Here is a 12,680-nt window from a genome sequence, read left to right as displayed (position 1 = left end):
CAAAGGAAATAACATGTCGATTCTGATTAACAAAGACACCAAAGTCATCACCCAAGGTATCACCGGCAAGACCGGCCAATTCCACACCCGCATGTGCCGCGACTACGCGAACGGCCGTGAAGCCTTCGTCGCAGGCGTGAACCCGAAGAAAGCCGGTGAGGACTTCGAGGGTATCCCCATCTTCGCGAGCGTCAAGGAAGCCAAGCAGAACACCGGCGCGACCGTGTCGGTCATCTACGTTCCGCCGGCAGGCGCCGCCGCCGCCATCTGGGAAGCCGTGGAAGCCGAGCTGGACCTGGCAATCTGCATCACCGAAGGCATCCCCGTCCGCGACATGATGGAAGTCAAGGACCGCATGGCCAAGGCCGGTTCGAAGACCTTGCTGCTGGGCCCGAACTGCCCGGGTCTGATCACCCCGGACGAGATCAAGATCGGCATCATGCCGGGTCACATCCACAAGAAAGGCCGCATCGGCGTCGTGTCCCGTTCGGGCACGCTGACGTATGAAGCTGTCGGCCAGCTGACCGCACTGGGCCTGGGCCAGTCGTCGGCAGTCGGCATCGGTGGCGACCCGATCAACGGTCTGAAGCACATCGACGTGATGAAGATGTTCAACGACGATCCGGACACGGACGCCGTCATCATGATCGGCGAGATCGGCGGCCCGGACGAAGCCAATGCTTCGTACTGGATCAAGGACAACATGAAGAAGCCGGTCGTCGGCTTCATCGCCGGCGTCACCGCGCCGCCGGGCAAGCGCATGGGCCACGCCGGCGCGCTGATCTCGGGCGGTGCCGACACCGCCGACGCCAAGCTGGAAATCATGGAAGCCTGCGGCATCAAGGTCACCAAGAACCCATCGGAAATGGCTCGTCTGCTGAAGGCGATGCTGTAATCCTCTGGATTCGCATCCAATGAATGGGACGCTTCGGCGTCCCGTTTTTTTGGGGCTGACAATTTTTGTCGCAACTCAACAAAAACGGTCGGGGTGACAATTTTCGCCATGCCCGCGTGACAAAAATTGTCATGCGGCAATGCAAAAACCACGCAAAAACTCACTATTTGATGGCACCGTGCTAACGATTCCGTGCGGAAACGTCCTGGCACGCCGATTGCATAGTGTAAAGGGCAGAAGCAGGCAGTAACCAGATACGCAGTACCCCTTAATTTTGCAGTGCCCCACCTGGAGAGACATCATGAAAGCACCGAAAATCGTCAAGAAAGCCCAAGCCGGCTTCACCCTGATCGAACTGATGATCGTTGTCGCGATTATCGGTATCCTGGCCGCCGTGGCCATCCCGGCTTACCAGAACTATGTTGCCAAGTCGAAGTTCACGGCTGCGCTGGCTGAAGTGTCCGCAGGCAAGACCGGTTTCGACGTGAAACTGAACGAAGGCGCAACCATTTCCGCTCCGGAACAAGTTGGCCTCGCGGCAAAAGCGACGCCGACCTCCAACTGTGAGTTCGACGCGACGGGCACGACCCTGCTCTGCAAGATCCAGGGCGGCCCGACCACCGTGCAGGGGAAGACGATTACGCTGACCCGTGGCGACGACGGCGCCTGGTCGTGCAAATCGACTCTGGACGTGGCTGACATTCCGAAGATCGCTGGCACGTCCTGCACCGGCAGCTAATCTGTCCTGACTCAACGGACATAGCGTCAAGGAGCCGCCCAGTGTAAGCTGGGCGGCTTTTTTATTACCGGATCGAACGAGGTCTAGCGTGCTTACGACGGCAACCCATCCATCGGCGCTGTTGCAGATGCGCTTCACGGCGCTGCTGTGTCTCGCCCTGTTGGCCAACTTCATGCTGGTGGCCGGCCACGATCACCAGCGCCTCGTCCAGATCGGCACCGTGCTGCTGGGCGGCAGCATCGCCCTGGTCGAGCGCAAGACCCTCTCCGGCCTGTTTTCCGGACGCCCCGGCATGGCGCTGGCTGCGTTCTTCCTGCTCGGCATCCTGAGCATCGCAGCCGCCTTCTCGCCGCGCTTCGCCGCCTTCGAGGTTGCCAACCTGTTTCTGCTGTACGTGCTGGCCGCCATGGTCGCGGCCGAGATCACGCGTAACGGGCAATCGGCCCTCCTGCTGGTCCTTCGCTGCCTGGGCGGCATGTGCGCGTTCTATGTCTTCCTGTTCATCGTCGCGTATGTCGGCGGGCTCAGCCTCGGTATCCCGCTGGCCCGGGACGATTTCACGACCAACTTCAGCAACATCCGCTTTTTCAACCATACGCAGACCTCGACGTTGCCGCTGCTGATCCTGCTGTGCTGCCTGACGCCGCGTGCGTCCAGGGTGGGCTGGCTGTGGACGGCGGTGGCGGCGTACTGGTGGATGGCGTTGTATGCCACGGCGGGCCGCGGCACGCTGGTGGGCATGATGGCCGGTTGCGCCGTTGCCGCCGTACTGGCGCGGCGGCGGGCCGTACCCTATCTGCGCCATGTCGCCATGACGGCCGCTTTGGGCCTGGTCGCGTACTTCTTCTTCCTGACCATCGTGCCGGCCTTGCTGGGTGCCGCCGGGATGAGCTCGTTTTCGTCTACGTTCCAACGCACGGCCGCCGATCCGGCGTCCGGCCGCATGCTGCTGTGGCGGCTTGCCGCCGCGCTGATTGAACAGCATCCGTGGCTTGGCGTCGGACCGATGCATTTCGCACACCATGCCGGTTATCTGCACATCGGTGCCCATCCGCACGACTGGCTGTTCCAGGTAGCCGCCGAATGGGGATTGCCCGCCCTTGCGTGCCTGCTTGCCGCGCTCGCGTACGGGCTGCGCGCCTTGCTGCGATCCGGCGCGCGCGTCCGCGACGACGACGGCGCCAACCAGGCCGTTTTCGCCGCGCTGCTCACGGGCGCCGTGGCGATCCTCGTCGACGGGCTCGTGTCCGGCATTTTCGTGATGCCGCAGAGCCAGCTCGCTGTTGCGTTGTATCTGGGGTGCGCCATCGGCTGGCACCGGATCGCCGGCCCGGCGCCAACCGCCGTACCGGGCGGCGTCCGCTATGGCGTAGGTGCGGTGTGCATCGTCGCGGCAATGGCGGGGGTGGTCGCCGGCGCAGGGCCGGACGCGGGCGCCAGGCTGCGCAGCGAGGATCCGACGCCGGCGCAGCAGGCGGTCAACACGGGCTCGCAATGGCCCCGCCTGTGGAAGGCCGGCTACTTCTGATCAGACGATCTTCTGGCGATCCGCCAGCAACGCCTCATACGTCAGGTTCTGCAACAACGTGTAGTGCACGGGGTCGAGGCTGACGAACTGGACGCCGTATGCAAACCCCTCGGCCTGTTCCGACCCGCCCGACAAGGCACTGATGTTGCGCACCGCCGCGCGCGTACGGACGCGGATTTCCTGGTTATTGGGCGGGGCCAGCAGGGCGAATTCCAGGTCGATTTCGTCCTCGTCCTGGGGCAGGCTCTTCTTCGATTCGACGCGGGCGCCGTTCACGCTCAGGTTCGTCAGCAGGCAGTCGGCACCGGGGACGGTCGCGTTTTTCGGGATGACCTTGGCGGGGATGTCGACCTTGACCCGCATCGCCGTCCGCAGGCTCGTGCCCTGGATCGTGCGCGGGAAGGAGATGTGGGCATACAACAACGGCCGGCCGAACACGCGCTCGACCGTACATGCGAACGAGCACACGTGGATGCCCGAGAATACGCGCATCGTCACGCGCTCGCCCTCGACCAGGGGAATCGGCGCGCCGTTGTCCATCGGGATCTTGACGATCAGGTATTCGTCCTTCAACCAGCCGATCAGCGTGGAGAAGTGCTGCACGGGTTTCAGGCGCCGGTGCGTGATGAATTGCAGGCGTACGCCGACCTGCAGGTTCATCGATTCGAATTCGAATTCCTGGGGTTTGAGTTCGCGGTCCGCTTGCGGGTCGTTCATGATGTTTTCATCTTCGTAAGCGACCAATAGTAGCACTGGGGCAATTCTTTGGAAACGAAAAAAACGCCTGTACGTACAGGCGTTTTTCGTCATCCAGGCAAGAATACTGCGCGGATTTACTGCTTCAGGTGCTGGTCCAGCCAGCCGATCACGGTGTGATGCCACAGCACGGAGTTGGCCGGCTTCAGTACCCAGTGGTTCTCGTCCGGGAACACGAGCAGCTTGCTGTCGATGCCCCGGCGCTGCAGTGCCGTGAACGTGGACAGGCCCTGGGTCGTCGGGATGCGGAAGTCGAGGTCGCCCTGCACGACGAGCATCGGCGTCTTCCACTTGTTCACGTGAAGCACCGGGTTGAAGCGCTCGTGCTTGTCCGGCACGGCGAAGTACGGACCGCCGTTTTCCCAATCGGTGAACCATTGTTCTTCGGTGGAATACGCCATGCCGCGGGTGTCGAACACGCCGTCGTGGTTGACGATGCACTTGAATCCGTCGGACCAGTTACCTTCGATCCAGTTCATCATGTAGCCGCCATACGACGCGCCCAGCGCGCACGCGTGCGAACGGTCCAGCCAGGCGTACTTCGTCGTGGCCGCTGCCAGCCCTTTTTTCAGGTCCTCGAGCGGCTTGCCGCCCCAGTCGCCGCTGATGGCGTCCGTGAACTTCTGGCCGTAGCCGGTCGAGCCGTGGAAATCGATGAACACGGTCGCGTAGCCCGCGCCCGCGTACACCTGCGGGTTCCAGCGGTAGCTCCACCCGTTGCCGAAGCTGCCCTGGGGGCCGCCGTGCACGAGGAAGGCGATCGGATATTTCTTGCCCGGCTCGTAATTCCACGGCTTCATCACGTAACCATGGACGGTGTCGCCGTTCGCGCCCTTGAACGAAAACTGTTCATAGTCGCCCCAGCGCACGTCGGCCAGTTTGGCTTCGTTCACGTGGGTCAGTTGCTTCGCCTTGTTCGTGCCCATCTGCATGCCGAACAATTGCGCGCCCGACGCGAGGTTCGTTTGCGTGAACGCGACGGTATTGCCGCGCACGTCGAAGCCGCCGATGGAACCTTTGTCGGTCAGCGGCGACACTTTGCCGCTGGCCACGTCGATGGCGAACAGGCGGTGCTGGCCGATGTCCTCGGCGTCCGCGATGAGCGTCTTGCCGTCGGCCGTCCACTGGATGCTGCCCGGCGAGCGGTCCCAGCTGTCGGCCACGTTGCGCTTCTTGCCGGTGGCGAGATCGAGCAGCACGATGTGGTAGCGGTCCGCCTCGAAGCCGGGGCGGGTCATGGCCAGGTAGGCGAGGGTGCGGCCGTCCGGCGAAAACACCGCTTTCGTATCCCAGGCGTTATTGTCGGCAGTCAGGTTGCGCGGCGTGCCGCCCGTGGCGGGGACGGTGTACACGTCGAAGTTCGTCGACCACGCCTCGGTCTTGCCCGCGATGCGCACCGAGAACACGACGGTCTTGCCGTCCGGGCTGAAGCGGAATTCCTCGCGATCGCCGAACGGTTTCGACGGCACGTCGCCGTCGAGCGCGCCCGACAGGCTGACCGGCGTGCCGTTCACGCGGCCGGCCGCATCCAGCGGCGCCGCGTACAGCACGTTGTTGCGGCCGTCCGACCACGTGTCCCAGTGGCGCACGAACAGGCGGTCGTAGACCTTGCCGCTGGCCTTGTCCTTCTCTTTCGCGTCCACGCGCGCCTTCGTGCAGGCGAGGTCGGCGCAGTCGCGGAATACGGCCATGCTGAGCAGCATGCGGTCGCCCGTCGGCGCGACGCGGAAGGCGTCCACGTCGAGCGGCAGATCGGTCACGCGGACCGCGTCGCCGCCGGCCGCCGGCACGCGCCACACCTGGCCCGATCCCGAGCGCGCCGACAGGAAGTAAATCGCGTCGCCGTTCGGCGACCATTCCGGATCCGTGCTGCTGGCGGCATCCGACGTCAGGCGTTGCGGCACCGGATCGGCGGCGCGCAGGTCGACCAGGTAGAGGTCGGTATGGCCGCGGTTCTTGCCCATGTCGGTCGTGCGCACCGTATAGACGACCTTGCCGCCGTCCGGCGACACCGCCGGGCTGCCGACTCTTTCCATCGTCACCAGGTCTTCGACCGTAAATCCGCGCGGTGCGGCCGTCGCGCCGAGCGCCGCGCCCGTCAGGGCGGCGGCCAGCGCCAGCATACGTAATTTCATCCTGTCCTCTCGCTTGTGGCTTGTGAATACACGGCTGCGCCTGTTGGCTCAGCCGGTGAAAGGCAGCAATTTACCACGCGAAAGATGGAGCAGGGAACGGGCCTTAGAACTCTGCCCACTCGTCCGCAGCGGCCGGCGCCCTCGCGGGCGCGCGTACCGGTGCCGGCTTGACGACAGGTGCCGGCTTCGGTGCCGCCAGCGTCGCGGCACGTTTCGCGGCACGGACCGGCGCCGCCGGCGCGGCCGGTGCGGCCGCCTGTACACGGTCGTCGAGGCGGAACACGCTGACTAGTTCCGCCAGCTTGCCCGCCTGGTTCTGCAGGGCTTCCGACGCGGCCGCGGCTTCCTCGACGAGGCCCGCGTTCTGCTGGGTCACGTTGTCCATCTGGCTGATCGCCTGGTTGATCTGCTCGATGCCGCTGGTCTGCTCCTGGCTGGCGGCGCTGATCTCGGCCATGATGTCCGTCACGCGCTGGATGCTTGAGACGACCTCGTGCATCGTGCTGCCGGCCTGGTCGACGAGCCTGGTGCCGATTTCGACCTTGTCGACGGAGTCGCCGATCAAGCCCTTGATTTCCTTGGCCGCGGCGGCCGAGCGCTGGGCCAGCGTGCGCACTTCGCCCGCGACGACCGCGAAGCCGCGGCCCTGTTCGCCGGCACGCGCGGCCTCGACCGCGGCGTTCAGCGCCAGGATGTTCGTCTGGAACGCGATGCCGTCGATGACGGTAATGATGTCCACGATCTTCTTCGACGAGTCGTTGATCGAGCCCATCGTCTGCACGACCTGCGCCACGACGTCGCCGCCCTGGCCGGCCACGGTCGACGCCGTTTGCGCCAGCACATTGGCCTGGCGCGCGTTGTCGGCGTTCTGCTTCACGGTCGACGTCAGCTCTTCCATCGACGACGCGGTTTCCTCGAGCGAGCTGGCCTGTTGTTCCGTGCGCGACGACAGGTCCAGGTTGCCGCTCGCGATTTCGGCGGAGGAGGAAGCGATGGCGTCCGTACCCTGGCGCACCTCGCTGACGATGCGGGCCAGGCGGTCGCGCATGGATTTCATCGCGAACAGCAGGCTCCTCTCGTCGCCGGCGCGCAGTTGCACGTCGGTGCCCAGGTCGCCGGCGGCGATGCGGCCTGCGACTTCGGCCGCATAGGCGGGCTCGCCGCCCAGCTGGCGCGTCAGGCTCCGGGTGATCAGGATGCCGAAGCCCGTGCCGAGCAGGGCGCTGAGCGCGACGAGCACGAGCAGCGTGGCGCGGCTGTTTTCATAGGCGCTCTTGTTGCTCAGATTGGTTTCCTGGGCCATCGCTTCCTTGTTATGGGCCAGTTCCGCCAATTTGGCGTCGAGGTCTTGCGACTTCGGCAGCAGCGTGCCGAACAGGTAGTCGACGGAATCGCGCTTCGTCTCGAGCGGCTCCGCTTTCACGTGCTTGACCAGGTCCGTGGTCATGCCGTCGAAGTCGCGCAGCTGTGCATCGGCTTCGGCAAAGATGCGCTTGCCTTCGTCCGAGTGGAACAGCGGACGCGCCTTGTCGAGGTTTTCCTGCAGCAGCTGCTTGTACTTGTCGGCGTTGGCCAGCATCCTGGTGCGCTGGTCGTCGGTCGACGCCAGCATGGCGCCGCGCAGCGAACGGCCGAGGGAGACCTGGTTCAGATCGGCTTCCTTGACGTAGGAAATGCCCAGCAATTCCTTCTGGTACATGCGCTTGGCGCGCTCGTTCATCTGCGTCATGTTATAGATCGCAATGCCGGCGACGATGGCGCCGAGCACGACGACGGCAAGAAAACCAAGGGTCAGCCGGGTCGCGACCTTCATCTGTTTGAACATGGCACATCTCCTGATGATGAGTTCAGGTAAATGTTAATTGATGTGCGGAAATAATCTGTGAGAATTCGGGTCCGTATGTACGATTTGGCGCGTTTTTCCAACACTTACGTTCGTGCCTGCGTCGTTCGATATCTGTTCAATAAAAGATTGTTGTGCAGAGACCTATTTTTGGGGATTTTTTCGGAACACGATCGGTTGCGCCGGCTGCCACACGGCGTCTTGCTGTGTTCGCTGTGCATGCATGACGATCGCCTGCACGTCGCCGTGCCGCGCCGACTTCGCGCAGACCGGGTCCGCGTTGGCGGCGTCGCCCGTCAGCGCATACGCCTGGCAGCGGCAGCCGCCGAAGTCCTTCGCCTTGTCGTCGCAGGTGCGGCACGGATCTTTCATCCAGGCATCGCCGCGGTAGCGGTTGAATGCGTCGCTGTCGTACCAGATCTCCTTCACGCGCGTGTCCCGCACATTCGGAAAATCGATGCCCGGCAATGTGCGGGCCGCGTGGCAGGGCAGGGCGGTACCGTCCGGTGCGATGCCGAGGAATACGCCGCCCCAGCCGTTCATGCACGCCTTGGGCCGCGCCTCGAAATAGTCGGGCACGACGAACAGGATGCGCATCTTGTTGCCGATCCGCGCGCGGCATGCGTTCACGACGCTTTCCGCATGCGCGACCTGCTCCCGCGTCGGCATCAACTGGTCGCGGTTGACGAGCGCCCAGCCGTAATACTGCGTGTTGGCCAGTTCCAGGTACTCGACGCCCATCTCGAGCGCCATGGCTATGATCCGCTCCACGTGGTCGAGATTGAAGCGGTGCAGCACGACGTTCAACACCATCGGATAGGCGTACTGCTTGATGAGCCGGGCGACGCGCGCCTTCAGGTCGAACGTCTTCGTGCTCGACAGGAAATCGTTCAGTTCGCGCGTCGAATCCTGGAACGACAGCTGGATGTGATCGAGGCCCAGTTCCTTCATGCGGGCGAGGCGCGATTCGGTGAGGCCGATGCCGGACGTGATCAGGTTCGTATAAAACCCCAGCCGGCGGCCTTCTCCGACCAGTTCTTCGAGATCGTCCCGTAGCAGCGGTTCGCCGCCCGAGAAGCCGAGTTGCGCGGCGCCGAGCTGGCGCGCCTGGCGCATCACGTCGAACCATTGCTCGGTCGTCAGTTCGGTGCGGTCATTGGCGGAATCGACCGGGTTGTAGCAGAACGGGCAGTGCAGCGGGCAGCGATAGGTCAGCTCGGCCAGCAGCCACAGCGGCGGCGCGATGGCGGGGCGGAAGGTCGGGGCATTCATGATGGGCTCACACGATCCAGCCGCGTTCGCTGGCGACGCGCAGGAAATCGTCGACGTCGTCCCGCAGGCCGCCGCAGTTGAACGCCTGTTCGAGCTCGCCGACGATGGCCGGCACGGTACGGGCGCCATCGCAGCGCTTCAGGATCTCGGCCGCGCTCTGGCTCAGCTTGACCATCCCCTCCGGATACAGGAGTACGTAGTTGCCTTGGGCCTCTTCCCACTGCATGCGGAAGAGGCGCGACAGGGCGGGTTGATCGGGAACGGTGTGCATGGCTTGCCTCCTCAGGGATAGGCCTTCTCGATGGCGTCGAGCATGGCCCACAGGATGTCGAGCTTGAACTGCAGGATCTCGAGCGCGCGCTCTTGCTGGGCGCGGGTGGTGAAATGGCCGAGCGTCACTTCCAGGCCGTGCTCGACGTCGCGCTCGGCGAGCGAGATGCGGCTGCGGAAATACTGCAAGCCGTCGGGATCGATCCACGCGTAATGCGTCGGCCAGTTGGCCAGCCGGTCCTTGTGGATCTTCGGCGCGAACATCTCCGTCAGCGACGAGCAGACGGCTTCCTGCCACGGCGCCTGGCGTGCAAAATTGACGTACGCATCGACCGCGAAGCGCACGCCGGGCACGACGTGACGCTGCGACCACAGTGCCTCGCGCGTCAGGCCGACGGCCTCGCCGAGCCGCACCCACGCCTCGATGCCGCCTTCGTTATCGCCCCAGCCGTCATGGTCGAGGATGCGGCGCACCCACCGGCGCCGTGTGGCGCGGTCCGGGCAGTTGGCGATGATGGCGCCATCCTTTTGCGGGATATTGACCTGGTAATAAAACCGGTTGGCGACCCAGCCGCGGATCTGGTCCGGGCCCAGCAGGCCCTCGTTCATGTTGACGTTGAACGGATGATGGATGTGGTAGCCGGCACCTCGGGCGCGCAATTGCGCCTCGAACTCGTCGCGGCTCCAGGCTTCGGTACTCATGACTTGATCTCCATGCCGTCGAACGCGACCTCGATGCCGTGGCGCGCGAGCAGGGCGCGCTCTGCCGAGTCTTCGTCCAGGATCGGATTCGTGTTGTTGATGTGGATGAGCACCTTGCGCCGCGCCTTGATGCCGTCGAGGACGGCGATCATGCCCCCGTCGCCGGACTGCGGCAGGTGGCCCATGTCGGCCGCCATTTTTTTGGAAAACCCCAGCGCGATCATCTCGTCCGCGCGCCAGAACGTGCCGTCGACGAGCACGCAATCCGCTGTCTGCAGCGCGGCATCCACCTGCGGATCGATTGCGCCAAGACCAGGTGCGTAGAACACGGATTTGCCTGTTTGCGTGTCCTCGATCAGCAGGCCGATGTTGTCGCCCGGGTGAGGATCGTTGCGGTGGTCGGAATAGGGCGGCGCCTTGCTGTTCAGTGCCAGCGGCGTGAAGCGGATGCCGTCGATGCCGGGCACGTGCATGCCGCCTTCGATCGGCAGCGCATGCCAGCGCACGCCGCAATAGTGCGACAGCACGGGCACGAGCGGCAGCCCCTGGTTGAGTTCGCGCCAGACCTGTGCGGTGCAATAGAGGGGCAGCTCTTTCCCCTCGCGCAGCATCAGGAGGCCGGTGACATGGTCGATCTGCGCATCCATCAGCATGACGGCGGCGATGCCCGTATCGCGCTGGCCGCGTGCCGGCTGCAGCGCGGGTGTGGCGCGGATCTGTGCGAGGATGTCCGGCGACGCGTTGATCAGCACCCAGTCGGTCCCGTTGGCCGACACGGCGATCGACGATTGCGTGCGCGCCGTCGCGCGGACGGTGCCGTTACGGAGCCCGGCGCAATTGCGGCAATTGCAGTTCCACTGCGGGAAACCGCCTCCGGCTGCGGAGCCTAATACGACGATCTTCATGACGGGGATCCGGTAAGCCCGCGGCGCTGCCGCGGGCGTGGGCTGCATCAGCGATTCGCGATGTACATCGTGATTTCGAAGCCGAAACGCCAGTCGATGAATTCGGGTTTGGTCCAGGCCATGGTTGTCTCCTTGATCGTTGGATGGGTTATGAATGCGCGGCGCGCAGTCAAGGAGGAATTCGCAATATCCATGCCACATGGCGTGGCGCTCTATTTGCTGGGCAGGCCTGTGTCAAAGATGAACAGTTGTATTGCACGACGATACATCTGTGACAGAATTGTTCAGTTTCGTGTGAACACTGGGAGACGCAGATGGACGAACGATACAAACCGGACGGCTATAACGCGGTATCGCCGTATTTGCTTGTGAAGGATGTGCGCGCCATGCTCGATTTTCTCGCCCACGCGTTCGGCGCGACCGAGCTGCGGCGCCAGCCGGACGCCGACGGCGGGATCCGGCACGCGGAGGTCAGGATCGGGGATTCCGTGGTGATGATGGGATGCCGGCCGGGGGCCGATCTGATCGCCTCGGTGCACGTGTATGTCGAGGATGTCGACCGGGTCTATGCGCGGGCGCTGGACCATGGCGCAACCAGCTTGTCCGAGCCGCGCGACCAGCCGTATGGGGACCGGACGGCGGGGGGGCAGGACGCGCAGGGGAATTACTGGTGGGTCGGGACGCGGTTGCGTGGGAGCGGTAGCTAGCAACTCACGGTTCCGACGCTGTCCCCAGTCCGAAGATCGAGACCGATCCAGCATCGATAGGGGCCATCTTTCGTTCCCTTGTCCTGCGCGGTGTAGCTGCAATGAAGGCCTTTTTTTTTCCGCATCCGGTCGCCCGGTTCTCCGGTACATGTTTCGGGCAGGTCCGGACCAATGGAATCGAAAATGTCTTTCGCAGACTTGCCATCGACGAGAACTGTCAGCTTGCGATCGTTCGCCGTTGCCGGCGTGCGATCTGAAACGATGCCGGAATGGACTTTGTAGATTGCCCCTTGCATTGGTTTCCAGAGACGGTACGGATCGGAAGACGGGTCGGCAGCATGGGCGAGCGACAGCGCGATTGCCGTCGCGCCCAAGGTCAGTAAGGTTATCGTTTTGCGCATGTCAGCCCCGTAGCTTCACATGAAAATGATGGTCGTGATTCGTGGCCTTTCTGACGAACGGGATATCGGGGCCGTTAAACAATACAAAAGCGACTGGAGCAAATGTTCTGAACATCTCGATCAGCTTTGCGGTGCCTTGTTTGTCATTCCGCATCCCACCAGAACACCGGAAGTTCGAGACCGTCCTTGCGTAGCGGCCGCACATCAACCTCCAGCCCGCTCATATGTGAGTTGTGATCCGGGGTTCTCCTGCCGTCCGGGAGGCTGATGTCTCCGATACCGATACGTCGCTTATCGATGGCCTGCCACTCCAGCGCCACACGAAGCACGGCCGTCATCATGATCGGGTGAGCGTACTGATAGGCGCCTTTAGCCGGCTTCTTGTAGAGATCACCATACACATAGTAGCCCGAGTCCATAGGCGCTTGTGGAAGCATGAAGAAGCCTCGCGAATCCTGTGTCGGGCGAGGACGGATCGGGTCGGGGCACCTGTCGTCGTCTTCGGTCGTCCATTCGGTAGGCATGGG

General features: G+C 63.6%; 14 protein-coding genes. 4 read left to right on the top strand and 10 right to left on the bottom strand.

The features are described from left to right. Positions 1-13: 13 nt before the first annotated feature. From sucD to ASD28_RS04695, 3 genes are all read left to right on the top strand, one after another. The gene (sucD, locus tag ASD28_RS04705) at positions 14-895 is read left to right on the top strand and encodes a succinate--CoA ligase subunit alpha (protein ID WP_056124704.1); all 882 of its coding nucleotides are present in this window, start codon (positions 14-16) and stop codon (positions 893-895) included. A 301-nt stretch (positions 896-1,196) separates the two neighbouring features. After that, positions 1,197-1,634 carry a pilin gene (locus tag ASD28_RS04700; protein WP_056124701.1) on the top strand — a complete coding sequence of 146 codons (438 nt, stop codon included), beginning with the start codon at positions 1,197-1,199 and terminating at the stop codon, positions 1,632-1,634. Between the two features lie 88 nt (positions 1,635-1,722). Next, on the top strand, positions 1,723-3,162 hold the full coding sequence (locus tag ASD28_RS04695) for an O-antigen ligase (RefSeq protein WP_056124699.1): 1,440 nt from the start codon (positions 1,723-1,725) through the stop codon (positions 3,160-3,162). On the opposite strand, the gene ASD28_RS04690 is transcribed toward ASD28_RS04695, so the two are convergent. From ASD28_RS04690 to pqqA, 8 genes are all read right to left on the bottom strand, one after another. Next, a complete protein-coding gene (locus ASD28_RS04690) occupies positions 3,163-3,879 on the bottom strand; it encodes a flagellar brake protein (protein ID WP_056124788.1) in 717 nt (238 codons plus the stop codon). Between the two features lie 116 nt (positions 3,880-3,995). Continuing rightward, positions 3,996-6,041: a S9 family peptidase gene (locus ASD28_RS04685; protein WP_200948786.1), complete on the bottom strand. Its 2,046-nt coding sequence runs from the start codon at positions 6,039-6,041 to the stop codon at positions 3,996-3,998. 115 nt (positions 6,042-6,156) lie between these two features. Then, positions 6,157-7,878: a methyl-accepting chemotaxis protein gene (locus tag ASD28_RS33145; RefSeq protein ID WP_156403690.1), complete on the bottom strand. Its 1,722-nt coding sequence runs from the start codon at positions 7,876-7,878 to the stop codon at positions 6,157-6,159. A gap of 162 nt (positions 7,879-8,040) precedes the next feature. Beyond that, complete coding sequence (gene pqqE, locus ASD28_RS04675; protein ID WP_056124693.1) at positions 8,041-9,168, bottom strand: pyrroloquinoline quinone biosynthesis protein PqqE; 1,128 nt, start codon at positions 9,166-9,168, stop codon at positions 8,041-8,043. 7 nt (positions 9,169-9,175) lie between these two features. After that, positions 9,176-9,439, bottom strand: coding sequence for a pyrroloquinoline quinone biosynthesis peptide chaperone PqqD (gene pqqD, locus ASD28_RS04670; RefSeq protein WP_056124691.1), 264 nt, complete (start codon positions 9,437-9,439; stop codon positions 9,176-9,178). Positions 9,440-9,450: 11 nt separating this feature from the next. Next, the gene (gene pqqC / locus ASD28_RS04665) at positions 9,451-10,140 is read right to left on the bottom strand and encodes a pyrroloquinoline-quinone synthase PqqC (RefSeq protein ID WP_056124689.1); all 690 of its coding nucleotides are present in this window, start codon (positions 10,138-10,140) and stop codon (positions 9,451-9,453) included. Then, the gene (pqqB, locus tag ASD28_RS04660) at positions 10,137-11,045 is read right to left on the bottom strand and encodes a pyrroloquinoline quinone biosynthesis protein PqqB (protein WP_056124687.1); all 909 of its coding nucleotides are present in this window, start codon (positions 11,043-11,045) and stop codon (positions 10,137-10,139) included. The genes pqqC and pqqB overlap by 4 nt, the downstream gene beginning before the upstream one ends. Before the next feature lie 47 nt (positions 11,046-11,092). After that, a complete protein-coding gene (gene pqqA / locus ASD28_RS31610) occupies positions 11,093-11,167 on the bottom strand; it encodes a pyrroloquinoline quinone precursor peptide PqqA (protein ID WP_081984033.1) in 75 nt (24 codons plus the stop codon). Positions 11,168-11,359: 192 nt separating this feature from the next. Between pqqA and ASD28_RS04655 the strand changes: the two genes are divergently transcribed. Then, on the top strand, positions 11,360-11,752 hold the full coding sequence (locus ASD28_RS04655; protein ID WP_082577096.1) for a VOC family protein: 393 nt from the start codon (positions 11,360-11,362) through the stop codon (positions 11,750-11,752). On the opposite strand, the gene ASD28_RS30845 is transcribed toward ASD28_RS04655, so the two are convergent. Further along, positions 11,749-12,153 (bottom strand): hypothetical protein, encoded by a 405-nt coding sequence (locus ASD28_RS30845; RefSeq protein ID WP_202114410.1) that lies wholly within the window; start codon positions 12,151-12,153, stop codon positions 11,749-11,751. The two genes, ASD28_RS04655 and ASD28_RS30845, sit on opposite strands and share 4 nt — an antisense overlap. A gap of 143 nt (positions 12,154-12,296) precedes the next feature. Beyond that, entirely contained in the window at positions 12,297-12,677 is a 381-nt protein-coding gene (locus ASD28_RS04650) for a penicillin-insensitive murein endopeptidase (protein WP_056124681.1), read from the bottom strand. Positions 12,678-12,680 lie beyond the last annotated feature (3 nt).

Origin of the sequence: Massilia sp. Root133, from assembly GCF_001426525.1 — a bacterium.
Taxonomy (GTDB): Bacteria; Pseudomonadota; Gammaproteobacteria; order Burkholderiales; family Burkholderiaceae_D; genus Telluria; species Telluria orientalis.
The sequence above is the reverse complement of the archived record's forward strand: the minus strand, read 5'-3'. Positions and strand labels throughout refer to the sequence as shown.